Genomic DNA, 25,647 nt, shown 5'->3' on the forward strand with positions numbered 1-25,647 from the left:
TAGGCTCCTGACCATCGCACGGGCGACCCTTCAGTCTACCAAACGGGGGAAGACGAACAGGCCACAATCGCCGTTTGACGCGTTTTGTTCAAGAGGTTGACCTTAAATGTGGGGTTACCCGTAGGTATCGCGTGGACCACGCCCTGGAATTGATCTGGGGCCCTTTTTCCAGGACGGCGCGTTGGGCCCTTGGAAACGAATTGATTGGATACCAGCATCCGGGTACCGATTCGCAATATGTTCCATGATCACATTGCGCATGAGTCGGAGTTGGGTCGCCCAGGCGGTGGATTCACAGCGCACCGTGAGCACACCGTCGTCAATGCCGGCCGGGGTCGAGTGGTTGGCAGTTTCTTCGCCTGCAAGCTCTGCCCACGTTGCGAGGAGTTCAGACTGGGCCAACGGAGAGTTCCACCCCAACTGCAGGGTCAGCGAATTGATCGTGTCACCGAGACCTCGCGGGTCGCGTCCGATCCCGAACGGGACACTCGAGCCGGCAACCGGCGCAATTCGCTTACGACCGCGCGCACGCCTGGCATTGGGATCGCCGAAAATGCTCTTGAAGCGCAGGTAGACGTTGGCAGCTTCACTGGTACTGAATTCCACGGAATCGTCGACGTTGGTTGTTTCACGTGGAACATTTTCGTCAACCATTGGTGACGACTCCGGCGTGAATGTGGATGGTGTGCGCGACAAGCGCTGCGGGAACGTCTTCGAGAACCGCGGCCGTAATCAAAACCTGCTCGTACGACTCGATCGCGGCGGCCAACCTGGCCCGGCGGTCCAGATCCAGCTCGGCAAAAACGTCATCGAGGATCAACACCGGGTCGCCGCTGGCTGACTCTTGCCGCAACAACGAAGCGGATGCAAGTTTCAACGACAGCGCGAACGACCACGATTCCCCATGGCTGGCATATCCCTTGGCCGGCAAGGCATTGAGCATGAAAACCAGGTCATCGCGGTGCGGTCCAGCAAGAGTGATGCCTCGTTCCAGCTCGCGTTTTCGCAGGCCGACCAGCGCTGCGCGAAAGATCTCATTGGTGGATGATTCCACCGACACCGCCGGTCGAGAGGCGAGGGGCGTGATCACGCCGAGATCGGCGTCTTCATCAGCACCGAGAATGCTCAAGCTCGCCACCAGGGCCGGACCATGGTCTTCATTGACGACGGCTCGATACGCCGCGCGCAACGGCTCACCGAGCTGCCGCACAAGTTTGGCGCGCTCGTCGATGATCTCAGAACCGAACTCCACGAGCCTTTCATCCCAGATTTCGAGGGTCGAGAGCTGGTTACCACGCACTCCCGATGCTCGGGCCGATTTGAGTAAGGTATTGCGTTGCTTGAGCACACGGTCATAATCGCTGAGCACTGCAGCCAGGCGCGGATTGCGAAGCACCAAAAGTTGGTCGAGAAACTTACGCCGCCCCGATGGGTCGCCCCGTACGAGGGCAAGATCCTCCGGTGCAAAGACCACACTCGAAAAATACCGGGGCAAATCACGGGTCTTGATAACCGACCGATTAACCTGCGCCCGGTTTTGACCGGAGCGGTTGAGCTGTACCTCGGCCAGGATATCGCGGCCGTTGTATTCGAGCCTGGCTCGGATTATGCCGGCGTCCTGGCCGGCTCGAATCATGGCCTTATCCGTGGAGACTCGGTGCGACCCCAGTGTGCTCAGAAAGCCGAGTGCCTCGACCAGGTTGGTTTTGCCCTGTCCATTGCGCCCGACGATGAGGTTCGGACCCGGAACAAAAGCAACCTCGGCGTTCGAATAGTTTCGAAAGTCGGTTAGTGAGAGGTGGGTAACCCGCACCGGCGTTAGCGCAGCAGCAGGTTGGGCTGGAGCAGATACTTGTAGCTGTCCACTCCGGCTTGCTCGCGCGAGGTCTGGCTGGTGATCAACACCGGCCCGGGCTTATTCGGATTGTCTGTTTTCGTGAAAGAAATCCGCACAAATTCGGAGTGGACAGCGCTGAGCCCATCCAGAAGAAACTGTGGCTTGAGCGAGACGACGGTCTCGGTCCCGGAAAGGATGGCATCGATGGTTTCCGAGGCCTGTGCCTGCTCGGAGCCGACGGCTTCCAAAGTGACCCCGTCAGTGGCAAAGGTGAAACGCAGTGCGGCTTCACGTTCGAGTACAAGTTGCACGCGCCGTGTGGCTTCGATGAGGTCAGCCGTGTTCATCACCGCATAGTTGTCAACGGTTGCGGGGAATAATCGGCGAACCGGAGGGAAATTGCCTTTGATGAGCAACGAGGTCACGGTCTTTTTGTTCGCGGTGAACGCGATCAATTCGCGGTCGTCGCTGTTGGTGATGGAGACCGAAATGGTTCCGCTGTGGCCGAAAGTCTTACCGACTTCCTGCAGTGTACGAGCCGGTACGAGGGCCGTGACAGTACCTTGCCCGTTGTCCTCGGTGTTACTGCCCGGGTCCCAGTCGATTTCTCGAACCGCAACGCGGTACCGGTCGGTGGCGACCAGGCTCAGGCTGTTTTCGGTGACCTCAAGCTGTACGCCGGTAATAACAGGGGTGACGTCATCTCGCGACGCCGCCACAGCGACCTGGGCAACAGCCGCAGCGAATTCTTCAGCCGGCACCAGTCCGGATTGGGTCGTGACGATAGGGATACTGGGGTATTCCTCAACCGGCATAGACAGGAGGGTGAAGCTTGCAGAGCCGCAGCTGACCTTGATGCGGGAATCTTCCGTGGAAAAACGTACCGGTGCGTTGGGCAGACGACTGGCAATTTCGGCGAGTAAACGCCCCGAGACGAGAACCTTGCCGGTTTCTTCAACCTCGGCCAAGATCTCCGTTTGAGCAGAGACCTCATAGTCGAACGAGGAGAGAATCAAGCCGGTGGCGGTGGCTTCGATGAGGACACCACTCAGGATTGGCAGGGTGGTGCGTTGAGGCAGAAGTTTGACCGCGAAGGACACTGCTTCGCTGAAGACATCCCGGTTGGCCTGAAATCTCACGAAACATTCCTTGCGTTCGACGGGCGGATGGGTGGTCCTCAATGCTAGCTGTGTTCATGGGCTGGTTCGTTACCGTCGTGATTGATCGGCGTCAGCCGTCAAGGTTGTCGGCTAGATCAAGGTTAAGAAATTCTTGTTAATCTTCTTAACCGTTGTGGAAACTGTGGATAACTCTGTGAAAACCGCTCAGGCATTGGGAATTACACGTTTGTAAGTTGTGGGCGAGCTGTGGAAGTTTGTCATTCGTTTGGGCAAGCGCGGCACGGAGGAATTACACGTTTCCACAGGGTGCATCCGAGTTTCTACAGGCGATGACCGGTTGTGTGAGTTAATTCCACAGGGTTATCCACAGGTGTGAAAACTAAAAAAAATTCGGCCCCTCCGGGCCTAAGCACGTTGAACTTGCTTAAAACGTCCGGAAGGACCGCTCATATTTCCCCGTCACAACGAGGGTCGTGACCTGCACGCATGGCTGTGACCTACTTGTACCGGTGGTCCTGCTTGATGCGGTTGGTCAGCTCGGTGACCTGGTTGTAGATCGAGCGACGTTCCTTCATCAGTTCACTGATCTTCTTGTTCGCGTACATCACGGTCGTATGGTCGCGATTACCGAACAGTTGCCCGATTTTGGGAAGAGAGAGATTCGTGAGTTCGCGGCACAGGTACATGGCGATTTGGCGGGCGGTAGCTATGGCCTGTGACCGGCTCGATCCGTAGAGGTCGTCAACGGATAGTTTGAAGTAATTGGCCGTATTCGTAATGATGTCAACCGGAGCGATGACGTTGTCCTCGTCCAAGGTGATCAGGTCTTTCAACACCGTCTGAACCAGATCCATATCCACCGGCGTGCGATTGAGGCTAGCGAAAGCGGTGACCCGGATCAAAGTGCCTTCAAGCTCACGAATGTTGGACGAAACCTTCGACGCCATGAACTCGAGAATGTCGTGTGGCACCTGCAGTTTCTCGCTCTGGGCCTTTTTCCGCAGGATAGCGATGCGGGTTTCCAAGTCCGGAGCCTGGACATCCGTGATCAGGCCCCACTCAAAGCGGCTGCGCATGCGGTCTTCAAAACCGGTGAGGTGCTTGGGAGGTAGATCGCTTGTGATCACTACCTGCTTGTTGTGGTCGTGCAAGGTGTTGAAAGTATGAAAAAAAGCTTCCTGGGTCTCCGCTTTGTTTTGAAGAAACTGGATGTCATCGATCATGAGGATGTCGATGTTTCGATATCGAGCCTGAAAAGCCGAGCCGCGGTTGTTCGCAATGGAGTTGATGAAGTCGTTGGTGAACTCCTCCGAACTGACGTAACGAACGCGGATCCCGGGGTACAGGCTCATGGCGTAGTGGCCGATCGCGTGCAAGAGATGTGTCTTGCCGAGGCCCGATGATCCGTAGATAAAAAGCGGGTTGTAAGCCTTGGCCGGTGCTTCAGCTACCGCGACGGCTGCGGCATGGGCGAATCTGTTTGATTGCCCGATCACGAAGTTGTCAAAACTGTATTTGGGGTTGAGTCGGGTTTCGTGGGGCTGTGCCGCGACTGCGCCCTCAAAAACCGATTGCGCGGGGGCGGGAGTGATGACGTCTGGCGGGGTCATCGTTTGTTGCACCGGTCGCAACGATTCCTGCTCAAGTTCGGGGTTGACGACCACATAGAAAGTTGAAACAGCAGTCGCTTCATCGAGCTGGCCCATTGCCGTCAGCAGGGGAACCCGTATCCGCTGGTTGAGCATGCTTGCCGTGAACTCGTTGGGGACCTCCAGGTAGAAGGTGCCGGCCGCGATGCCCTTCGGCTCGACCAGGCTGAGAAATCCGTACAGCATCGGTGTGATGGTGGCGTCGGATTCCAACGTGGTCAGAACAGACCGCCATGTTTCAGCAATCGGCGCTTCTACGTCTGCCATTGTTCCTACAATCTGTGCATTTCGAGTTTTCACTGTTGGGCGACCGGCGGATGCGGGTGGCCTTATGCCGGACACCGGCCGCCGACCCTATCGGCCCGCGTGAGGCGAGTTTTGGAGGCCCGTGTGAGTTCTTGGTCCGAACTCATCGTTAAAGTTATCCACTGCCTGTGTATAAAATCAGCCGAATTCTCAGATTGGTGCGACCAACCTGTGGATAACTTGACTTTACGGTAGTCACTGCCGCGCAACGAGGCGAATTCATCGGGCGCTACGCATCCTCTCTTCGGCATTTACGTTGGAGTCATTATTGTGCAGAATCCCCTGATTCGGGCTCTGAGTTTGACCAGACGTGGCCGAGGCCGTAGTTTTAATCAGTTGACCCCATCCCGCGGGCTTCCATATTCTGTGCGTGCTGCTGTTTTGGCCGAAGGAAATTTGGCCAGCGGTGATTCAAATACGTGGAGATTGAATTATGAGCAAGAGAACTTTCCAGCCGAACAACCGCCGTCGCGCCAAGGTGCACGGCTTCCGCCTGCGCATGCGCACCCGTGCGGGCCGCGCCATTCTCGGTGCTCGCCGTCGCAAGGGTCGCACCGAACTCTCAGCGTAGGTTTTCATGGTCGCCAGGTTCTCGTGCTCGCTCACGTAAATCGCATTACGAGCGGCAGTGACTATCAAGGCGTCGTTCGGCGCGGTGTGCGGATCGTTGGTGCGCATACCGTTCTTTATGTGCGAAAAAGCGCTGGAGATCAATCTGGTGTCGCCGGTGTTCCGGTTCGTTTCGGCTTTATCGTCGCAAAGAATGTGGGTGACGCTGTGAAGCGCAATCTCGTTCGGCGTCGCCTCAAGGCGGTCACGTTCGAACTGCTCCCACTCGTTCCGGCAGGAACGGATGTTGTCATCCGGGCTTTACCGGGAGCGAGCAGTATCGCGTGGCAGGCGCTGCGCGACGAAGTTCACCGTTCCCTCTCCCGCCCGCAATCTGCGCGGAAGAACAGCGTGGGCCGATGAACCCGGTACTCGCGACGATTATCCTGATACCCCGCAACGTCGGTGTCGTGGTTCTTCGCGTGTATCGAGCCGTGATTTCTCCACTCTATGGAGATGTGTGCCGGTTTTACCCGTCTTGTTCGGCCTACGCATTGGGGGCCGTTCAGGAACACGGACTAGCGTGGGGCTGCGCTCTTGCTGTGCGCAGGCTGAGCCGTTGTCATCCGTGGTCACCAGGCGGCATTGATGATGTACCACTCAAAAGCAATCGTCGCTTTCGTCTGACGTCGTTCGGTTTTGTTGTCGCACCTAGCCACGGAAAGGGCTAACCCACAGTATGGACCTCATAGGTACGATCCTCTGGCCTCTGAAATGGGTCGTCGAACTGCTGCTCGTCGCCTTCCACGGGCTCTTTTCCAGCTTGGGGATGGGCTACAACGACGGCATCACGTGGGTGCTGTCCATTGTCGGCCTCGTCTTGGTCGTGCGTGCCGCCCTGATTCCCGTTTTTGTACGGCAAATCAAGAGCCAGCGCAAGATGCTCGAGGTCGCTCCGCAGCTCAAGAAGATCCAGGACAAGTACAAGGGGAAGAAAGACCAGTTCTCCCGCGAGGCGATGTCCCGCGAGACCATGGCCATGTACAAAAAGACCGGGACCAACCCGCTCAGTTCCTGCCTGCCACTTCTCTTGCAGATGCCGATTTTCTTCGCCCTGTTCTCGGTGCTGAACGACGCCCAGAAGTCCAACGCCGGTGTCGGGCCGCTTGACCAGAGCCTTGCCGAGAGCTTCGGTAACGCCAAACTGTTCGGCAATGCGCCGCTGCACGACACTTTCGCCTCCCAGTGGTCGCTGTGGACCGCCGGTAACCCATTCAATGGCACCGTCATGATCATTGCCGCCACCATGGTGGTGCTGATGACCGCGTCGCAGTTCATCACGCAGTTGCAGATCGTGTCCAAGAACATGTCGCCGGAAACCAAGGCGAGTCCGATGTTCAAGCAGCAGCGCATCATGCTCTATCTCCTCCCCCTCGTCTTTGCCTTTTCCGGTGTTGCTTTCCCGCTCGGCGTGATGTTCTACTGGCTTACCTCCAATATCTGGACCATGATTCAGCAGTTCCTGGTCATTCGAAACATGCCGACTCCTGGCAGTGAAGCCGCCAAGGCTCGCGAAGAGCGTTTGGCGCGTAAAGGCAAGCTCATCGCGACCGATGGTGACATCATTGTGGTGGAGGAACCTGCCAAGCCCGTTCAGCGCCAGCAGCCGGTCGGCAGGGCCCGCGCCAAAAAACAAACCGGCCCGAAGAAGTAGTGGAGATCACCGTGACGGACAAAACTGGCCTCACCGAAGTGGGCACTGTCACTGCTGACAGTGCAGATGTCATTGCTCACACAACGGATCCCTCATCCGACGCTTCCGAATCCGGGAGCGTTACTGAGGCCCCCCTTACGACCGACCAGCTTGAGCGTGAGGGTGACATTGCCGCGGACTACATCGAGGAATTTCTCGATATATGCGACCTCGATGGCGATATTGACATCGATGCCCGCAATGGACGGGCCTACCTGGCGGTCAAAGCGTCGGACGCCGACAATCTGCGAGTGCTTTCCAAACCAGATACGGTCAACGCACTGCAGGAACTGACTCGCCTCGCGGTGCAGAATAAAACAGGTTCTTTCTCCCGCCTGATCTTGGACATCGGTGGATCTCGCGAGACGCGCGAAGCTGAGCTCGCCACCCTCGTAGGCCACGCTATCGAGCGGATTGAGGGCGGCGCGACCGCGGCCGACCTGCCGGCCATGTCCTCCTACGAGCGCAAACTCGTGCACGACATCGTGGCAGCCAGTAATGGGTACCGGTCGGAGTCGTCCGGTGAAGGCCGCGACCGCCACACCGTCATTACCGCAGCGTAGCCTCGTTGGTCATGTCGCAATCCGTCACGCCGGACCCGATCCGTGCTGCTTCGAACATTCCGGGATCCACGCCGGCGTCACGGAGCGCGTCCGATCCGGTCACACTGGAGATTGAACCGTTAGCGGCGGTAAGCCTTCTGGGTCCCCAAATCGATCTTATGCGAGCGTTTACCAACAATTTGGCTGATCAGGGCGAATTATTGGGCTTGATTGGTCCACTAGAACTCCCGCGTCTATGGTCACGACACATTCTCAATTGCGCCATTGTGGCGCCGCTGTTACGCCCCGGTCTCGTGGGGGACGTTGGTTCCGGTGCTGGTCTTCCCGGTGTCGTGCTGGCCATCGCCCGGCCCGACGTGAACTTCGTGCTGATCGAACCGATGGAACGTCGGGTTGCCTGGCTGAATGACCAGGTCGCTGCCCTGCACTTGCCGAATGTTACCGTGGTGCGTGCTCGCGCCGAAGACACACGCTTGGCGCACCCACTTGATCAGGTGACTGCTCGAGCGGTGAGTGCGTTCAGCAAGCTGATTCCGCTGACTGCTCCCCTGCTGCGCAGTGGTGGTGAACTCATTCTTATGAAAGGTGAGGGCGCCGAGCGTGAGATCCAGGCGGCAGCCAAGCCGATTCGCAAGTATCGCCTGAGCAAGGTTGAGGTAATCACCCTCGGCGCTGGCGTGCTGCCTGAGGTAACCCGGGTCATCAGAGCTACAGTGGAGTAGTCCCGAATGTCACTGGATTTGGTGTTCGGGGGTCCCTTTCGGGTGGCTCATCAACCGTCGAGCGTAAAGGTTTCACGTGAAACATCCTGCTGAAGATCAGCACACCGGCAAAGCGGCAGGCTTCGACGGGACAACACCGCTGGCCCGCGAAATTGCCGAACTGACGCGCCGCCGCCAGGTGATTGCTGCCGGCGAGTTGCCAAAACCCGATCAGACCCGGGTATTGACGATTTCCAATCAAAAAGGTGGCGTCGGCAAAACAACGACCGCGGTCAACCTGGCCGCCGCCCTCGCTCGCCAGGGCGCGCGTGTTCTGGTCATCGACCTGGATCCGCAGGGCAACGCCTCTACTGCCCTCGGTGTTGAGCACCGTGCCGAGACACCAAGCGTCTACGACGTCATCATCAACGACATGCCCATGGATGAAGTCGTACAGAAGAGCCCCGAATTCGGTGCCTTGTTTTGTGTTCCCGCTACGATCCATCTGGCGGGTGCGGAGATTGAACTGGTGTCGCTCGTCGCGCGCGAGCAACGACTCCGTCGTGCGCTTGATCTGTACCTCTCCGAGGCGGTCGAACCGTACGATTACGTCTTCATTGACTGTCCACCGTCGCTCGGTCTACTGACGATCAATGCTTTCGTCGCCGCTCGCGAAGTTCTCATTCCCATTCAGTGCGAGTACTACGCACTCGAGGGGCTGAGTCAGCTGCTCAAGAACATCGCTCTCATCGAAAAGCATCTCAACCCCGAGCTCGTCGTCTCGACCATTCTGCTCACCATGTACGATAGCCGCACCAATCTGGCCACCCAGGTTGCCAAAGAAGTGCGCGATCACTTTCCAGAACAGGTCCTTAACACCGCTATTCCGCGCTCTGTGCGCGTTTCTGAGGCCCCGAGCTACGGTCAGAGCGTTGTGAGTTACGATCTCAACTCGGCAGGATCGCTCTCATACCTTGAAGCAGCAGCAGAAATGGCCCATCGTGGGGCACCGCGAACAGAAAATAGGCCCCAAACGAAAGAAAAGCACTAATGGCGAAAAGAACCGGCCTCGGCCGCGGTATCGGCGCACTCATCCCGGTGCAGGGTGACGCGTCTGCGCCCCGCCCGGTCGACGTATTTTTTCCGCGCGGCGTAACCGATGTGGCGGATACCTCCCCCGAAGTTCTTTCCGACGTCCCGCTGATAGCGGGCGCCCGGCTGGCGCAGCTGAATCCTCAGGACATTGTTCCCAATCGGGCCCAGCCGCGTACTATTTTCGACGAGGATGACCTTGCTGAGCTGGTGCACAGCATTCGCGAGGTTGGGGTACTGCAGCCAATCGTTGTGAGGCCATTGGCCGATGAACCGGGCAAGTATGAGCTTGTTATGGGTGAGCGCCGACTGCGTGCCACCAAGGAGGTTGGGCTCGACACTATTCCGGCTGTTGTACGCGAAACAGCGGACGTGGATATGCTGCGTGACGCGTTGCTGGAGAACCTGCACCGTGCGCAGCTGAATCCGCTGGAAGAAGCGTCCGCATATCAGCAGTTGCTTGCCGACTTTGGCATTACTCAGGAGGAACTGGCAAAACGTATCGGTCGATCGCGTCCGCAGATCACCAACACCCTGCGTCTCTTGAAGCTGCCGGAACCGGTGCAGGTACGTGTAGCCGCTGGTGTTTTGTCTGCCGGTCACGCGCGAGCGATTCTGTCGGTGGGTGACCCGGCCGGCATGCTGCGCCTGGCCGATAAAATCGTCGAGGAAGATTTGTCCGTTCGCGCCGCTGAGGCCGCGGCGGTTGCGGTTCCGCGGGCCATGAAAGCGAAACCGCTGCCGGGTCGACGCCAGGGGCATCTTGACGAGATCGCAGAGCATCTTGGAGATCGCCTTGATACTCGCGTCAAGATCAATCTGGGGGTAAGAAAAGGCCAGATCACAGTTGATTTCGCGACCATTGGTGATCTGAATCGCATTCTGACGGTTCTCGGTGAACCGGGTTTTAGCGCCAGCTGACCAGAGACTCCTTCGACGTCGCGTTTCACGTGAAACGGTGGACTGAGGTAGCGGCACGGTGTTTGACCGGGCTGCCGATCTCGGTGGCCCTCCCTAAAGGCTCGCCTTCTGCTGGGGTTTGGTTTGGGGCTGGGGTTTGGTTTGGGACCGTGGCTATGAGTTGGTCATGATTGCTCGTGCGCATCGGTTACGGTGTGTTTCACGTGAAACATGAAGCGTGGGACACGGTGGCAGAGGGTCGAGAGCGTTTCACGTGAAACATGTGGAACGTGCTGTTGGGGCGGGACGGTGTTTCACGTGAAACACCAGGATCGCCCAGTGAAACTGCGATGGTGTTTCACGTGAAACGGCACACTACTGAGTGGCTAGGGCGTTTACCGCCAAGGCCGAGTAGGTGGCGCCGAGAGTACGGCGGTCGGCTTCGATGGCCTGCGGAACCAGGGATGTTTCGGTCAGGCCGGGGAGTACGTTGGCCTCGAGAAACCACGGGGTGCCGGCGGCGTCGACAATGAGGTCGATTCGGCTGAGGTGGCGTAGCCCCAGGAGAGTGTGAATGGCGACTGCGGCCGTGGCGACGGTAACGGAGATGTCGTCAGAGAGACGGGCGGGGGTGTAGAAGTCCGTCTCACCCGCGTTATATCGGGCCTCGAAGCTGTACACGCCGTCGAGGGGGACGATTTCCACGATTGGCAGAGCCGTTGGCCCGTCCCCGGTGTCGAGTACGGCGACCGTAACTTCGGTCCCGTCAATGTAGGCCTCGACCAGGGCGGTGTCGGCGTAGGTATACGCGTCGACCATGGCGCGTGGGAGGTCGGCGGGAGTGCGCACGATCGTGACGCCCTGGGACGAACCACCCTGGGCTGGTTTGACGACGAGCGGTAAGCCGATAGCGCTCACCAGATGCTCGAGCACGCTCGCGGCGCCGAGGTCGCGAAAGGTTTCGGTCGATAGGGCAATGGCTGGGGGAGTAGCGAAACCAGCCCGCAGAACCAGTTCTTTAGCGATGGCTTTGTTCCAGGCGAGAGCGGCGGCGGGGCCGCGCGAGCCAAGAAAAGGAAGTCCGGTGGTTTCCAGCAGGGACAGCAGTGCGCCATCCTCTCCGGTGGCGCCGTGCAGGGTGGGCCAGATGAGGTCAGGAACCTGCTCTGCCAGTGTGCCCAGCAAGTTGGCGCCAGGGTCGAGCACGGTGACGAAGTGGCCTTCATCGGTGAGGGCATCCGCTATGCGTCGGCCAGAACGCAGCGACACGTCACGTTCATGGGAGATGCCGCCGGCCAGCACAATAATTTTAAGTGCGGAGAATTCACTCATGATCAGGTTTTTTCCTAGCTGGGTGTGGGTAGTAAAGCGAATTTAGGAGATATTTGCTGGCGGACCGCCGAAACGCGGATTGTGGATACCAGGTCGATCTGGGGCAGCTCCGAGTGATCCTGTGCCCGCGAAAGTATCCAGTAGGTCGAGTTCGCCGCGAATGACAGTAGCCAGTCGGCGTATGCCAAGTCGAATGCTGTCGGGGGTGGGATAGCAGAACGCGAGACGTAAGTTCTGGCGTCCATCACCGTCAGCGTAGAACGCGGTCCCGGGCGTGTATGCGACAAGTTCCTTGACCGCACGAGGAAGCATCGCTTTGGAATCGAGTTGTTTGGGTAGGGTCACCCAGACGTAGAAACCACCGGTCGGATTGGTCCAGCTCAGGTCGGGGAGATACTCATCCAGGGCAGCCAGCATGGCATTCTTGCGTTCGTGGTAGACACCACGAAACGTGTTGATTTGCGCTTTCCAGTCGGCCGTAGAGAGGTATTCCGAGATGACCATCTGGGTGAAGGAACTGGGAGAGAGCACGGCCGCCTCGTTGGCGAGCACGAGTTTCTCGCGGATCGCGTGCGGGGCGAGTGCCCAGCCCACCCGGAAGCCGGGGGCGAGCGTCTTGGAAAAGGTGCCCAAGTAGACGACGCCGTCGCGCTCGAGCGAGCGGATGGCGTCTGGTGCAGGCTTGTCGAAATAAAGCAGCCCGTAGGGGTTGTCCTCGAGCACCAAGATGTTGTTCGAGCGGCAAATCTGTAGAATTTCCAGGCGCCGGGCCCAACTGAGGGTTACGCCCGCCGGGTTGTGAAAGCTGGGGATGGTATACAGAAACTTGATGGTGCGTCCGGCTGCCTTGAGGGCGGCAATGTGCTCGGTCAGTGCTGCGGGGATCAGGCCATTCTCGTCCATCGGCACGTGGTCGATCTCGGCTTGATACGACTTGAAGATGACCATGGCGGTGACATAGCTGGGGCCTTCGGAGATAACGACGTCACCGGGGTTCAGGAACAATTTGCTCACCAATTCCAGGGCGTGCTGGGAGCCGGTCGTGACGACCACGTCGTCAGCATTGGCCTTGATGCCTTCGAGTGCCATGACGTCGAGAATCTGCTCTCGTAACAAGGGAACTCCCTGACCAGAGCCATATTGCAGGGCGGTGGCACCCTTTTCCCGCATGACGCGGTCCATGGCGTTGATGACGAGATCCTGTGGCAGGGCGGCAACGTACGGCATGCCGCCGGCGAGTGAGACCACCTCGGGGCGGGAAGCCACGGCAAAGAGTGCGCGCACTTCGGATGCCTTGAGCCCGGCGGCTCGGTCGGCGTAGTGGTGGTACCACGGGTCGAGGTTGTTGCCGCCCTGCGCAGTACTTGTCTGCACAGCGCCGGCCTGAGGGGAACCCTGAATTGTCACGTCACATCCGTTCTACTGTGTTCTTTATCGTATGGGGTGGTACCGGGCAGGAAAAAACCCGCCCGGTCGATGCCGGACGGGTTTGATCGCGTGGAAACTGGTTTAGACGAGGAAGTCGGCCAGGTCCTTCTCGAGCTGCGGCTTCGGCTTGGCACCGATGACGGTCTTGACGACCTCACCCTTCTGGAAGACCTTCATCGCGGGGATGGAGGTGATCTGGTACTTCGCGGCCAAGGCGGGGTGCTCGTCGACATTAAGCTTGACGATGTCGAGCTTGTCGGCGTTCTCGGTTGCAATCTGGTCGAGGATCGGGCTGACGGCGCGGCAAGGGCCACACCACTCGGCCCAGAAATCCACCAGAACGGTCTTCTCGTTGTTGATGACTTCTTGCTCGAAGTTGGCTTCGGTAACGGATCGTGCGGTCATGTGATGCTCCTTAGTTAACTGTTGCGAGTTCGGTGTCGCCGGCTTGGGCCAGCAAGGCAGGGGGAAGGGTGCTGAGGTAGTGCTCTGCGTCGAGAGCGGCCGCGCAGCCGGAGCCGGCTGCGGTGATGGCCTGACGGTAGCTGGAGTCGATCACGTCGCCCGCCGCAAACACGCCGGCCTGGCTGGTGAGCGAGGATCGGCCCGCGACGGCGATGGTGCCTTCCGGTGTGAGGTCGAGCTGCTTGTGCACGAGGTGCGTGCGTGGATCGTTGCCGATCGCCACGAACACACCACCAACAGGCAGGCTGGTTTCGGTTCCAGAGACCGTGTCGCGCAGGGTGAGGCCGTCGACAGCGTCGGTGCCGGTGATGCCGACGACCTCGGAATTCCAAGTGAATTCGATCTTGTCGTTTGCGAAGGCACGTTCCTGCATGATCTTCGATGCGCGCAATTCACCTTTGCGGTGGATGACGTGCACCTTCGAGGCGAACCGGGTGAGGAACGTGGCTTCTTCCATAGCGGAGTCTCCACCGCCGATCACGGCAATTTCTTTGCCCTTGAAGAAGAAACCGTCGCAGGTGGCACACCAGGAGACGCCGCGGCCGGAGAGACGTTCTTCATCACTGAGGCCCAGCTTGCGGTAAGCGGAACCGGTGGCAAAAATGACCGTGAGCGCCTGCTCAACGTCACCGTTGCCGAGGGTGACCGTCTTGATGGGTCCCGACAGGTCAACAGATTCGACGTCGTCATAGACGACCTCGGTGCCGAAGCGTTCCGCCTGCTCCTGCATTTTGGTCATCAGGTCGGGGCCCTGGACGCCTTCCGGGAAGCCGGGAAAGTTCTCGACGTCGGTCGTGTTCATCAATTCACCGCCGGCCTCCACCGAACTGGCGACCAGAAACGGTTTGAGGTTGGCCCTGGCGGCGTAAATCGCCGCCGTGTAGCCGGCCGGTCCGGAACCGATGATGATGATCTGACGCACGCGCACGCTCCTTGCAGTAATGGGCAAGACGGGCAATATCCCGCCTCACGCTTCGATACAACACATCCTAATCGGCTGCTATTCCATGGCTTCCCAGCTTGGATGCGCTGCACCGGCACGGGTTGGGTAAAACCGGGTGCAGCCTTCACCCCGGCGCTGGGGCGACTGCGCGCATGGTGGTACTTAGCGGCGCAATCGTTCACGCAAGGGCGTCAGGAACGCTGTGAGCTCGTCGCTGCGCATGAGCAGCAGCAGGCCGAAGTAGCTCGCGGCCATGACCATACCGATCAGAGCCATGGAGACCATGGCCGAGAGCCTCGAGGACACCGCGAAGCCATTCTCGACACCGCCCCCCAGGATCACCATGAGGGTCAGACCCGCAGCCAGCGGAATGATGACGGCGACCAGGTATTTCACCAGGCTGCGAAGAATACGGCGCCCGTCGATACCGTGCATTCGACGGCGCAGGAGCAGCGCGGCCAGAATGGCCTGCAGCGTGCCGGTCACAGTGATTGAACCGGCGATGCCCACGGCAATCCAGTCTGTTGGCAGCCACGCGCATGCCACCACGGCGCAGACGAGCAGAACGACCTGGAACAGGGTGAAAAAAAACGGTGTGCGTGTGTCGCCGAGAGCGTAAAAAGTTCGTTGCACAACGAACAACACGCAGAACGGCACGAGTCCCAGAATGAACGCAATGATGACGTTGCCGATCGATTGCACCTGGTCGAATGGTGCCACGAAGACGGCAGCGAAAGGGTAGGCGCAGACCGCAATGACGGCCGCAGCGAGCACGATCACCAACGACGTTCCCCGAATCGCGCTCGAGGCATCCGTTTTTACCAGAGTCCAATTACCGCGTGCGGCATGTTCGCTCATGCGGGTGAAGTACGCCGTCGCGACCGACACCGTGATGACTGAGTGCGGCAGCATGAAGATCAGCCAGGCGGTGGCGAGAACGGCAACGGATGCCTTACCGTGTGCCAGCGTCACGACTTGCGTTTCGACGATGCCCGCGAAAGTGGTGAGCAGCAGCATGCCGAAGGTCCAGCTCGCCATTTTTCCTGCGGCCCCGAGACCGACGCCGCGAAAGTGGAAGTCCGGGCGATAGCGCAAACCGATGCGATGCCAAAAATAGAACAGCACGACGGCCTGGGTGATCACGCCGAGGGTGGCGCTGCCTCCCAGCACGGCGACCATGGCCGATGTGATCTCGGCAGCCGAACGATCACCGAATGGGTCGGGGCGAAACAGAGTCGCGAAAACGACCAGGCCGGCGATGGCTACGAGGTTGTTGAGCACCGGCACCCACGTGAATGGTCCGAAGGATTTGCGGGCGTTGAGGACTTCGCCCAGCAGCGTGTAGAGGCCATAGAAGAACATTTGCGGAAGGCACCAGTAGGCGAATGCCACGGCCAGGTCCTTCTCGTTCTGTGGCAGGTTCAAGCCGATGAACCCGGTGATGATCGGGGCCAACAGGGTAGCCGCGAGGGTCGTCGCACACAGCACGACCAAAGCCAGCGTGAGCAGTTTGTTGATGTACGCCGTGCCGCCGTCGGCGTGCAGGCTGGCCCGAACGATTTGCGGAACCAGAACGGCCGTCAGGATTCCGCCGGCGACGATCACATAGATCGTATTCGGCAGCTGATTGGCGATCGCGAAAGTGTCGGCAGCGGCGCCGAACTGGCCGATTATGGCGGCGAGCACGATGACCTTGACGAAGCCGAGAATGCGCGACACGATCGTGCCCGAGGCCAGGAACGCACTCGCTCGACCGATTCCGCCGGTTCCGGTCACGGTGTCAGACATCGGATTTTTCTTCCGGCAACACCTTGTCGCCTGCAGTAGCGGATTCCTCACCGGCGCGTTCCCGGCGCCGGCGCACGATGTTACGCCAGATGCCGAAACCGAAGAAGCCGACCACGAGGACCGCGAAGATGCTGGCGCCGACTCCTTCCCAGTCGGCGCGCACGCTGACGTCGATGGGGGCCGGCTGGCCCAGCGGAGTGCCGTTCAGGGTGAATAAAGTGACTCGCAAGACGACGTCGCCGTTACCGACGGCAGCGCTGACCGGCACGGAAACCGCCTGTGCGGAGTTGGGCTGAATAATAGTCTCGAGGGTGTCACCGACAACGAGTCGACCGTTGGAGGGCACAATCTCCGCGCGCACGGTGACGGCTTGGTCCAAAGCGTTATTGAGCGTGATGCGGAGGTCGACCTTGCTGCCCACCACAATAATCGGTCCACGGGTGGTGACGGTCACGGCGTGAATCAGGTCGAAGGAAGCAGCAAGGCTCGCCTGGACCTGCATATCCCAGGCCGCTGTCTGCGAAGCCCAGGTCGTGTCCAGAAGGGCCAGCAAATTCAGTCGTGCCGGCGCGGTGAACGCGATAGGGTCGGCCAAAATGGTGGCGAATTCAGCGATCGCCCCCTCGCGCTGCAACAGGGAGCGGGCGAGCGTGACCCGGTTGCTGTCAATGGCCTGGTCGTGAAACGTCACCGTGGTGGCCGGGGCGGAGTTCACGGCTGACTGCAGCGGAGCCGCGTTCGACCAAGCCGTAGAATCGAGCGCCGCGAGGGTCTGAGCGATCCGGGTCGCACTCGCCGGGCTGCTGCGATCGAAAGTGACCAACATCGTGCGTGCCGCGTTGGGGTTCTCCGCAGACACGATCGCCAAAAGCGAAGCAGCTTCGGAGATGTTGACCCGCCACTCGTCCTCGGTCGTTGCCTCGGCGGCGGCACGGACGGCGGTCGAGAGCACGGAGTCACTGACGAGGGCCAGCCCGCCCGGAAGAGTGAACGCGGCGTTCGGGGTGAAGACGTCGGATTGTTCGACGTTGCCGCTGGAGAGGATGGTCGTGGTTTGGCCGCTCGCGGCAAACACGCCGAGGTCGGTGCGCGCAACGTGCCCGGCGACCGGCCACCCGATCGCGGTGCTCGTGTAATCCCACGCCAACAGGTCACTGGTCGAGGGAATGACCGTTGCACCGGGTTCCAATGTCGGAGTCGGGGTGGGCGTTGGGGAGGGGGCAGTTGTGGCCCTGTTACGGGACGTGATGCTGGGCACATCGGTCGGTCTGGTCGTGGGTTCAGGGATTGGTGCGGCCGAGGGCACGACAAACAGATTGGCGTCAATCGCCGACAGGAAAGAGGTTGGCGCGAGCAGCGTCGTGGCTCCGGCCTGCGCTTGCAACGCGATGTCAGCATCCGCGTAACCGAGTGGAAAAATGTCATTGCTCGCCCCGGCCAGGCGGTCGAGCCAGGCCACGGCCGACGCCGGAGCTGCGGTGCCGAGCACGCGAATCGAGGCGATGATCTGCGGATCAAGGGCGATCGTTGCCGTAGGGGTATCTATGGCGGCATCCAGTTGGCGAGAGAGCAGACCGACCGAGCTTGTGTACGCCTCGAGCGCCTTCGAGGTGATCAGGCCGGTCGCGCTTTCCGGGGTCGTGATCGGCAAGATGGAAGCCAGCTCGACCGGGGTGATGGCGCTGCCCTGCGACCAGACAAATGTGCCGCGGCCCTGCGCCTGAATTACGTCAGCCACAGTGAGGGTCGCGGCGAGCCCACGGGATCCCCATGCGTTTCGGCCGGTCAATCCAATGGCCTCGGCCGGAACCGTGATGCTGAGGTTCGTGCTGGCACGAGCCGGAATAACTTCTGTCGTTGGCACGCTCACCAGTTGGTCGCCGGAGTTTGTGTCCTCATTGGGCCGCAGCCAGCTATCGAGCGCAGCTCGTGTGGTGAGCGCGAGTTGCGCGAGGTACACATCGATGCGGCCGGTCGGAATGTCAGCATCCGTGTTGTTGTGCACGGTCACCGTCAGAATCAGATCCTGGCCTGGCGTCAATTGCGGCGAAGTGGTCGGAGAGACGGTGACGCGAATGGTGTTTTCGGGGGTTGCGGCGCTCGTGACCATGCTGTTCTCCGTGTTGGAGTGGGCCACTGGAAGAGAGAACGTCGGTGCCAAAATCAGGGCGGCCAAGGTGAGCAATCCTGCCAGAAACGCCGTGATCGAAAGCAATCCCCGATGACCTAACCCGCGTCCGGCCGGGCGCACGGCAGCGCACGCGGCAACCGTTAGCGCGGGCCGATGCGCGGGATCTGACTCGGCCACCATAAGGGGATTCTACGGCGTACCGGCCTAGAGCGGCCTGCACTGCGACTGCGCGCCCCAGGATGCCAACTAATATGGGGCTTATGCAGAGCGTCGCGGCAGCCCTCGCACGACTGGGCGACCTGGCTGCCACTCCCACGGTATCCCGTCTGGCGAACGCATTTGCGTTGGCCGGCCATGAACTCGCTCTGGTCGGTGGTCCGGTGCGCGATGCGTTCCTTGATCGTCCACTGCACGACCTGGATTTCACCACGGATGCAACCCCCGACCAGATCCTCGCGCTCGTCAAGCCACTGTCGGAAGCGCAGTGGGACATCGGCCGGGCATACGGCACGATCGGTGCCAGCCTGGCCGGCGAGACCGTGGAAATCACCACCTATCGAGCCGACAGCTACGACGGCACCACCCGCAAGCCCGACGTCGTGTTCGGACGCCACCTGGAAGCCGACTTGCTGCGCCGCGACTTCACCGTCAACGCGATGGCATTGCGCCTGCCCCAGTTGACGCTCGTCGATCCGGCCGGCGGCATCGACGACCTGCTGGCCAAACGACTGCGCACCCCGAGCACTCCGGAGGTTTCTTTCGGAGACGATCCGCTGCGGATGCTGCGCGCGGCTCGGTTCACCGGGCAGCTGGGTTTCACACTGGACCTTGACACCGCGCTGGCCATGGAGAAGATGCGGGACAGCATTCGTATCGTGTCGGCCGAACGCATCGGTGACGAACTGTCGAAACTGTTGGTCTCGAAGGACCCACGCGCCGGCATCGAAGTGCTCATGGAGTCGGGCCTGGCCGAGATCGTGCTCCCCGAGATTCCCGGGCTGCAATTGGAGATCGACGAGCACCACCATCACAAGGACGTGTACCAGCACAGCCTCACCGTGCTGGAGCAGGCCATGGGTTATGAGAAATCACGCGGCAACCTTGAGGCTCCCGACCTGATTGTGCGCCTCGCCGCGCTGCTGCACGACATCGGCAAGCCGGCCACCCGCAAACTCGAACCGGGTGGAGTGGTGAGCTTCTATCACCATGACGTGGTCGGGGCGAAGCTGGCGAAGAAGCGACTGCGCGCCCTGCGCTTCGACAATGACACCATCAACGCTGTCGCTCGCTTGATCGAGTTGCACCTGCGCTTCTTCGGCTACACCGAGGGAGCCTGGACCGACTCTGCCGTCCGCCGATATGTGCGCGACGCTGGGGATCAGCTGGAACGGCTGCACATTCTCACCCGTGCCGACGTCACGACCCGCAACCGGCGCAAGGCCGACCGGCTCGGTTTCGCGTACGACGACCTGGAACAGCGTATTGCCGCTCTGAACGAGCAGGAAGAGCTCGGCGCCGTGCGCCCCGACCTCGACGGTGAACAGATCATGGTCGTGCTTGGCGTGAAACCGGGGCGCGAGGTGGGCGAGGCCTATCGTTATCTGCTCGAGCAACGACTTGATGACGGCCCGCTGGGTGAGGAAGAAGCCACCCGCCGTTTGACTCACTGGTGGGCGGAGCGTGTCCAGTAAAGGCAGCCTGCGTCGACGCAGTGCGATCACCGGCTATGCCCTGCTCGCGCCCAGTCTGTTCGGCGTAGTCTGCTTTCTCCTGCTGCCGGTGCTCGTCGTGCTCTGGCTCAGCTTTCAGAGCTGGGACCTGATCGGCCCGATCACCTTCGTCGGTCTCGAGAACTACCGATCCGTTCTCAGTGACGGTGTCTTTGGAAATTCACTGCTGGTAACGCTCATCTTTGTCGCGCTCGTGGTCCCGATTCAAACCCTGATCGGACTCGCCGCGGCCACTCTGCTTACGCGCGGTCTGCCGGGGTCGGCCTGGTTTCGCACCGTCTATGTACTGCCGTGGATTTGCGCACCACTCGCTCTCGGAGTGGTGTGGAAATGGATCCTCGCGCCCACTGACGGGGCACTCAACACCCTGCTCGGGCAGCGCGTCGAGTGGCTCAGTGACCCCGCACTGGCGCTGCCGGCCGTGGCTGCAGTGGTGATCTGGACCAACGTCGGCTACGTCACCCTGTTCTTCATGGCCGGGCTGCTCAACATTCCCGGGCAGATTCTCGAGGCGGCCCGCATCGACGGGGCCGGCGCGGCCAAGATGTTCTGGCACATCAAGCTGCCCCTATTGCGTCCAACGATGTTCTTTGTGTTGGTCACCACCGTTATTTCGGCCTTTCAGGTCTTCGACCAGGTGTACGCGCTCACCCAGGGCGGCCCGGCACGATCGACGGATGTTGTGGCCGCGCGCATCTACTACGAAGCTTTCGACGCCTTCGACCTCGGACGCGCGGCCGTCATGGCCGTCGTCCTGCTGGTCATCCTGGTTGTCATCACCCTCGCCCAGCAGCTCTATTTTCGCCGGAGGGTCACCTATGAGATGGACTAAATTCTCCACCACGGCCGCTGTCTACCTGGTGCTGGTCCTTGGCGCCGTATTCACCCTCGGCCCGTTCCTGCTGAGTATCTTGACCGCGTTCAAGACGCGTGGGCAGTTCGCGCAGCAGTCGGCGCTGAGCTGGCCTGACCCGTTCACCCTGGAGAACTTTGCGCTGCTGCTGAACGGTCCGGCCCAATTCGGGCGCGCCATCCTGATTACGGTACTTGCGGCCGTGCTGATTCTGGTCGGGCAGTTGATCTGCTCGATCCTCGCCGCCTATGCCTTCGCCCGGGTCGAGTTTCCCGGTCGCCAGGTGCTGTTCTGGGTGTATCTGTCGACCCTGATGATTCCGCCGGTCGTGCTTGTCGTGCCGCTGTACCTCATGATGACCGAGGCCGGGCTGCGCAACTCGTTTTGGAGTCTCGTGCTGCCATTCGCGTTCGCTTCCCCTTATGCGATTTTTTTGCTGCGCGAATATTTTCGGGGAATTCCCCAGGAACTCATCGATGCTGCCCGGCTCGATGGGGCGAACACGCTCGACGTGTTGGTCGAGATCGTCGTGCCGCTGTCCCACCCGATCATCGCTACCCTGACCCTCATCACAATCGTGAGCCACTGGAACAGTTTCATGTGGCCGCTCGTGGTCACGACCGGTGCCGAATGGCGGGTCGTGACCGTGGCCACAGCCAGCCTGCAAAGCCAGTTCAACGGCAACTGGACACTCGTGATGGCGGCCACCACGCTCGCGCTCGTTCCGCTCCTTGCACTGTTCCTGATGTTCCAGCGCAGCTTCGTGCGGTCGATCACCATCACGGGATCTGCGTAGGCTGGTCCACTGGGGAGGTTCGATCCGTCAACAAAGGACATCATGGCCAAGCGTTCCACCATCATTGCTGCGGGCGCGCTCGCCGTGCTGCTCGTCATCACCGGGGCTGTCGCCGCACTGAATTTCTTCGACTCTGACACGGGAAACACGGCGACAACGGTGACCGTGCGCCTGTGGGACGAACAGGTCGCTGCCGCCTACGAAGAGTCTTTCACCGCCTTCGAACAGGACAATCCCGACATCCATGTCGACGTCGAGATCGTGCCGTGGAACGACTACTTCGAGAAGCTGCGCACCGACGTCGCCGGTGACAGTGCCCCGGACGTGTTCTGGGTCGATGGAGGCAGCTATCCTGCCTATGCCGACGCGGGCGCCCTGCTCGACATTACGACCGCCATTCCAGTGGATGCCCAGGCCGGCTGGGTTCCAGCCGTCGTGGCTCAGTACACCCGGGATGCCACGCTGTGGGGAGTACCGCAGCTGGCCGACCCCGGCATAGCGGTCTATTACAACGCCGACCTGCTCGGTGATGCCGGCCTGAGCGTTGAAGACGTATCTGCGCTCACTTGGGATCCCACCGGGAACACTGACACCCTCATCAGCGTGCTGCAGAAACTCACCAAGGACTACAACGGGAATACGGCCGACAGTGCAGCGTTCGACGGCTCCAACCTCAGCCAATACGGCTACAACGCTGGCTACGACCTGCAGGCGATGGTGCTGAACTATCTGGCCTCCGGTGGCGCCGAGTTCCAGGATGAATCGAATCAGTATGCCTTCGCGTCTGACCCGGGCCTCACGTCATTCCAGTACCTCGTCGATCTCATGAACAAATGGCACGTCGCTCCGTCGGCCGCCGATACAAACACCAACGGCGATTTCAGCCGCGAGCAGTTTCTGCAGGGCAAGATGGCCCTGTTCCAGAGCGGGGTGTACAACCTCGCCAATGTGAGTGCAGGGGCGAACTTCGACTGGGGCATCGTGCGACTTCCCAGCGGTCCCGCCGGCGCGATCAGCGGAGTCGATGGCATTGCTGCTGCCGGAAATGCTTCATCGGAGCGCCCGGCGGAAACTCAGCGAGTGTTGGAATGGCTCGGGAGCGCTGCCGGCTCCGAATACATCGGCGCGTCCGGCGCAGCGTCTCCGGCCGTGCTGGCCGCGCAGCCGGCATACGCTGCTTACTGGGCCGCCGAGAAGGTCGACATCAGCCCGTTCTACGACGTTTTGGCTGCCGGAACGGCGCCGGCGCCGCGCGGGGCTGGCTGGCCGGCCGCCGAGAACGCCATGCGGCCACTGCTTGACGAGGTCTTCCTCGGTCGCATCCCGGTGCACCAGGGCGTGCTCGCCGCCCAGAACGCGGCAAACGCGACTCTGACCGAGTAGACCGGCGGATCAACTGGCGCAACGAGTCGGTATCCGGTAGTCTGGGCAGGTTGCCTGCGTGCCGGATTCCTGGCCTCCGCGTTCAGCACATGCACAACCCTCCTGTTACAGAAAGTCTGTAGCCGTTTTAGTCCGAAGGAGGTGGGTTAGTCATGCATCAGTACGAACTAATGGTTATCCTCGATCCCGAGATCGATGAGCGCACCGTAGCTCCCAGCCTTGACAAGTTTCTCAACGTTGTTCGCAACGATGGTGGAACCATTGACAAGGTTGATGTCTGGGGTCGTCGTCGTCTCGCATACGAGATCAACAAGAAGACCGAAGGCATTTATGCCGTCGTCGACTTCACCGCGAACGCCTCAGCCACGGTCGAGCTCGACCGCCAGCTGAGCCTGTCCGAGGCAGTCATGCGCACCAAGGTGCTCCGCGCCGAAGAGGGCATTGCCCAGGTCGTCGTCGCTACCAAGCTGGCCGCAGAGAAGGCTGCCCGCAAGGCTGCCAACCCCAAGGTCATCGCGGCCAAGGCTGAAGCTGCTGCCGCAGCCGCTGCCGCTCCGGCGGCCAAGGTTGCTGCTGCTGCTGCGAAGCCTGTCGTCGCCGATGCAGTCGAGGCTTCGGCCGCTGCTGCTCCGGTTGCCGCCAAGGTCGACGCGTCCACTCCGGTTGCTGCCGCCTCCACCGCGGTCCCCTCCGCGAAGGTTGCTGCCGCCAAGCCTGCTGCTGCCAGGGCCACTCCGGCTCCGGCCGCTGTTGCCGACAAGGCAAGCGACAAGTAGCCCATGGCCGGCGAGACCGTAATCACCGTGGTGGGAAACCTCACCAGCGACCCGGAACTGCGTTACACGCAGAACGGGCTGGCGGTTGCCAACTTCACCATCGCTTCCACTCCGCGCACATTCGATCGTGCGGCTAACGAGTGGAAAGATGGCGATGCGCTGTTTTTGCGTGCGAGCGTTTGGCGTGAATTCGCCGAGCACGTGGCGGGTTCACTGACCAAGGGGTCGCGTGTCATCGCTTCCGGGCGTCTCAAGCAGCGTTCGTACGAGACGAAGGAAGGTGAAAAGCGCACGAGCATGGAGCTCGAGATCGACGAAATTGGTCCCTCGCTGCGCTACGCCACCGCTTCCCTCACTCGCGCGCAGTCGTCCGGCCCCCGCAGCGGCGCTCCCGCTGTTGGTGGTCAGGGCAACGATGAGCCGTGGGCACCCAGCGCCCCCGCCAAGGCGGCTGCGCCCGCAGCGTCCGGTGGAGACGTCTGGAACAGTCCAGGCAACTTCAGCGACGAGACCCCCTTCTAAGTCACGCCTGGCGCGTAGCTAACATCTTTTTTGAGAAAGTAAGGAAATCATGGCTGGAAAGTCGAGCGGCGACCGCCGCAAGCCGCTTCGCGGAGCTAAGGGTGGCAAGAACGCCGCTCCCGCGAAGTCGATTCGGGTTGGTGTCATCGATTACAAAGATGTCCCCACCCTGCGCAAGTTCATCTCCGAGCGTGGAAAGATCCGCGCCCGCCGCATCACAGGCGTCTCCGTCCAGGAACAGCGCCTCATCGCCCGTGCCGTCAAGAACGCTCGCGAAATGGCTTTGCTGCCCTACGCAGGCTCAGGCCGGTAAGGAAACCAAATGTCGAAATTGATTCTGACGCATGAGGTCTCCGGCCTCGGTGCACCCGGCGACGTCGTAGACGTCAAGAACGGGTTTGCTCGTAACTATCTCGTTCCCAAGGGTTTCGCTGTTGCGTGGACCCGTGGTGGCGAGAAGCAGATCGAGCAGATCAAGGCCGCCCGCGCAGCGCGCGAGCACGCCACCTTCGAAGAGGCCGAGGCACTCAAGGTCAAGCTTGAGAACACCAAGGTCACCCTGGTCGTCAAGGCCGGCGCCGGCGGGCGTCTGTTTGGTTCGGTCAAGACCACGGATGTGGCTAACGCCGTCGCAGCCGCTGGCCTCGGTACGGTCGACAAGCGCAAGATCGAACTCACCGCGATCAAGCTGACCGGTGAGCACACGGCAACGGTTCGTCTTCGTGACGAGCTCAGCGCCACGATCACCCTCGTGGTCGTCGCCGCCAAGTAACAACGCACCTCGGTGGGTCCGGTGCTGTACGGCCGGCAGCTTTCACCTACTCCCGTAGCGGGGGATTCCTCAAGGAATCCCCCGCTACGGGGCGTTAACGATCGTTTTTGGGGATTGACCCGCTGCTTTTGTGCACAGGTGAGCATTCGTATCGGCAAGGTTCAAGGGTTTATTGAAGGTACTTTACTCACAGCCATGTGAGTAATTAAAAAGCCTGATCAAAGTAGTTTTATTCGGCAAATTTTAATATTTGTCCA

The 25,647-nt window shown here is 60.5% G+C and carries 25 protein-coding genes and 1 pseudogene; 16 read left to right on the plus strand and 10 right to left on the minus strand.

All coding sequences use genetic code 11. The annotated features are described in order from the left end of the window. Window positions 1-114: 114 nt before the first annotated feature. The 4 genes from E3T27_RS01955 to dnaA all read right to left on the minus strand — a co-directional run bounded on the left by E3T27_RS01955 (window position 115) and on the right by dnaA (window position 4,874). The gene (locus tag E3T27_RS01955; RefSeq protein WP_134571401.1) at window positions 115-654 is read right to left on the minus strand and encodes a DciA family protein; all 540 of its coding nucleotides are present in this window, start codon (window positions 652-654) and stop codon (window positions 115-117) included. Next, window positions 647-1,813 (minus strand): DNA replication/repair protein RecF, encoded by a 1,167-nt coding sequence (recF, locus tag E3T27_RS01960; protein WP_104197281.1) that lies wholly within the window; start codon window positions 1,811-1,813, stop codon window positions 647-649. Before recF ends, E3T27_RS01955 begins: the two co-directional genes overlap by 8 nt. 5 nt (window positions 1,814-1,818) lie before the next feature. Continuing rightward, window positions 1,819-2,976: a DNA polymerase III subunit beta gene (dnaN, locus tag E3T27_RS01965; protein WP_104197282.1), complete on the minus strand. Its 1,158-nt coding sequence runs from the start codon at window positions 2,974-2,976 to the stop codon at window positions 1,819-1,821. A gap of 479 nt (window positions 2,977-3,455) precedes the next feature. After that, window positions 3,456-4,874, minus strand: coding sequence for a chromosomal replication initiator protein DnaA (dnaA, locus tag E3T27_RS01970; RefSeq protein WP_134571402.1), 1,419 nt, complete (start codon window positions 4,872-4,874; stop codon window positions 3,456-3,458). Window positions 4,875-5,346: 472 nt separating this feature from the next. Between dnaA and rpmH the strand changes: the two genes are divergently transcribed. From rpmH to E3T27_RS02010, 8 genes are all read left to right on the plus strand, one after another. Next, the gene (gene rpmH, locus E3T27_RS01975; protein WP_010204566.1) at window positions 5,347-5,484 is read left to right on the plus strand and encodes a 50S ribosomal protein L34; all 138 of its coding nucleotides are present in this window, start codon (window positions 5,347-5,349) and stop codon (window positions 5,482-5,484) included. A gap of 86 nt (window positions 5,485-5,570) precedes the next feature. Continuing rightward, a complete protein-coding gene (gene rnpA, locus E3T27_RS01980; protein WP_369831154.1) occupies window positions 5,571-5,885 on the plus strand; it encodes a ribonuclease P protein component in 315 nt (104 codons plus the stop codon). After that, window positions 5,882-6,193, plus strand: coding sequence for a membrane protein insertion efficiency factor YidD (yidD, locus tag E3T27_RS01985; RefSeq protein WP_104197285.1), 312 nt, complete (start codon window positions 5,882-5,884; stop codon window positions 6,191-6,193). The genes rnpA and yidD overlap by 4 nt, the downstream gene beginning before the upstream one ends. 8 nt (window positions 6,194-6,201) lie before the next feature. Then, window positions 6,202-7,176, plus strand: a complete 975-nt coding sequence (yidC, locus tag E3T27_RS01990) for a membrane protein insertase YidC (protein WP_104197286.1) — start codon at window positions 6,202-6,204, stop codon at window positions 7,174-7,176. 38 nt (window positions 7,177-7,214) lie between these two features. Further along, window positions 7,215-7,778 (plus strand): Jag family protein, encoded by a 564-nt coding sequence (locus tag E3T27_RS01995; RefSeq protein ID WP_420898031.1) that lies wholly within the window; start codon window positions 7,215-7,217, stop codon window positions 7,776-7,778. Between the two features lie 56 nt (window positions 7,779-7,834). Then, window positions 7,835-8,500, plus strand: coding sequence for a 16S rRNA (guanine(527)-N(7))-methyltransferase RsmG (gene rsmG / locus E3T27_RS02000; protein WP_233200832.1), 666 nt, complete (start codon window positions 7,835-7,837; stop codon window positions 8,498-8,500). 76 nt (window positions 8,501-8,576) lie between these two features. Then, complete coding sequence (locus tag E3T27_RS02005; RefSeq protein WP_104197288.1) at window positions 8,577-9,530, plus strand: ParA family protein; 954 nt, start codon at window positions 8,577-8,579, stop codon at window positions 9,528-9,530. Next, window positions 9,530-10,492, plus strand: a complete 963-nt coding sequence (locus tag E3T27_RS02010) for a ParB/RepB/Spo0J family partition protein (RefSeq protein ID WP_104197289.1) — start codon at window positions 9,530-9,532, stop codon at window positions 10,490-10,492. Before E3T27_RS02005 ends, E3T27_RS02010 begins: the two co-directional genes overlap by 1 nt. Window positions 10,493-10,846: 354 nt before the next feature. Here the strand turns inward: E3T27_RS02010 and E3T27_RS02015 are convergent, their stop codons facing one another. From E3T27_RS02015 to E3T27_RS02040, 6 genes are all read right to left on the minus strand, one after another. Beyond that, a complete protein-coding gene (locus tag E3T27_RS02015; protein WP_104197290.1) occupies window positions 10,847-11,803 on the minus strand; it encodes a D-alanine--D-alanine ligase family protein in 957 nt (318 codons plus the stop codon). 42 nt (window positions 11,804-11,845) lie between these two features. Beyond that, a complete protein-coding gene (locus E3T27_RS02020; protein WP_369831151.1) occupies window positions 11,846-13,210 on the minus strand; it encodes an aminotransferase-like domain-containing protein in 1,365 nt (454 codons plus the stop codon). A 102-nt stretch (window positions 13,211-13,312) separates the two neighbouring features. Next, complete coding sequence (gene trxA / locus E3T27_RS02025; protein WP_104128743.1) at window positions 13,313-13,636, minus strand: thioredoxin; 324 nt, start codon at window positions 13,634-13,636, stop codon at window positions 13,313-13,315. 10 nt (window positions 13,637-13,646) lie between these two features. Beyond that, window positions 13,647-14,618 carry a thioredoxin-disulfide reductase gene (gene trxB, locus E3T27_RS02030; RefSeq protein WP_134571403.1) on the minus strand — a complete coding sequence of 324 codons (972 nt, stop codon included), beginning with the start codon at window positions 14,616-14,618 and terminating at the stop codon, window positions 13,647-13,649. A 183-nt stretch (window positions 14,619-14,801) separates the two neighbouring features. Further along, a complete protein-coding gene (gene murJ / locus E3T27_RS02035; RefSeq protein ID WP_134571404.1) occupies window positions 14,802-16,427 on the minus strand; it encodes a murein biosynthesis integral membrane protein MurJ in 1,626 nt (541 codons plus the stop codon). Further along, window positions 16,420-18,642: a DUF6049 family protein gene (locus E3T27_RS02040; RefSeq protein ID WP_166786065.1), complete on the minus strand. Its 2,223-nt coding sequence runs from the start codon at window positions 18,640-18,642 to the stop codon at window positions 16,420-16,422. The genes murJ and E3T27_RS02040 overlap by 8 nt, the downstream gene beginning before the upstream one ends. A gap of 176 nt (window positions 18,643-18,818) precedes the next feature. Between E3T27_RS02040 and E3T27_RS02045 the strand changes: the two genes are divergently transcribed. From E3T27_RS02045 to rplI, 8 genes and pseudogenes are all read left to right on the plus strand, one after another. Next, window positions 18,819-20,249, plus strand: a complete 1,431-nt coding sequence (locus E3T27_RS02045) for a CCA tRNA nucleotidyltransferase (RefSeq protein WP_134571406.1) — start codon at window positions 18,819-18,821, stop codon at window positions 20,247-20,249. Further along, on the plus strand, window positions 20,239-21,120 hold the full coding sequence (locus tag E3T27_RS02050; protein ID WP_104197295.1) for a carbohydrate ABC transporter permease: 882 nt from the start codon (window positions 20,239-20,241) through the stop codon (window positions 21,118-21,120). Before E3T27_RS02045 ends, E3T27_RS02050 begins: the two co-directional genes overlap by 11 nt. Further along, a complete protein-coding gene (locus tag E3T27_RS02055; RefSeq protein WP_104197296.1) occupies window positions 21,107-21,937 on the plus strand; it encodes a carbohydrate ABC transporter permease in 831 nt (276 codons plus the stop codon). Before E3T27_RS02050 ends, E3T27_RS02055 begins: the two co-directional genes overlap by 14 nt. 42 nt (window positions 21,938-21,979) lie before the next feature. Beyond that, complete coding sequence (locus E3T27_RS02060; RefSeq protein WP_134571407.1) at window positions 21,980-23,320, plus strand: ABC transporter substrate-binding protein; 1,341 nt, start codon at window positions 21,980-21,982, stop codon at window positions 23,318-23,320. A 152-nt stretch (window positions 23,321-23,472) separates the two neighbouring features. Further along, window positions 23,473-23,841 (plus strand): annotated as a pseudogene (gene rpsF / locus E3T27_RS16865) (30S ribosomal protein S6); the annotation flags it as partial. A gap of 258 nt (window positions 23,842-24,099) precedes the next feature. Next, entirely contained in the window at window positions 24,100-24,618 is a 519-nt protein-coding gene (locus E3T27_RS02070; protein WP_104197299.1) for a single-stranded DNA-binding protein, read from the plus strand. A 49-nt stretch (window positions 24,619-24,667) separates the two neighbouring features. After that, complete coding sequence (gene rpsR, locus E3T27_RS02075; RefSeq protein ID WP_035835236.1) at window positions 24,668-24,931, plus strand: 30S ribosomal protein S18; 264 nt, start codon at window positions 24,668-24,670, stop codon at window positions 24,929-24,931. 9 nt (window positions 24,932-24,940) lie between these two features. Then, window positions 24,941-25,390, plus strand: a complete 450-nt coding sequence (rplI, locus tag E3T27_RS02080; protein WP_092110565.1) for a 50S ribosomal protein L9 — start codon at window positions 24,941-24,943, stop codon at window positions 25,388-25,390. Window positions 25,391-25,647 lie beyond the last annotated feature (257 nt).

Origin of the sequence: Cryobacterium lyxosi, from assembly GCF_004403345.1 — a bacterium.
Lineage (GTDB): Bacteria > Actinomycetota > Actinomycetes > Actinomycetales > Microbacteriaceae > Cryobacterium > Cryobacterium lyxosi.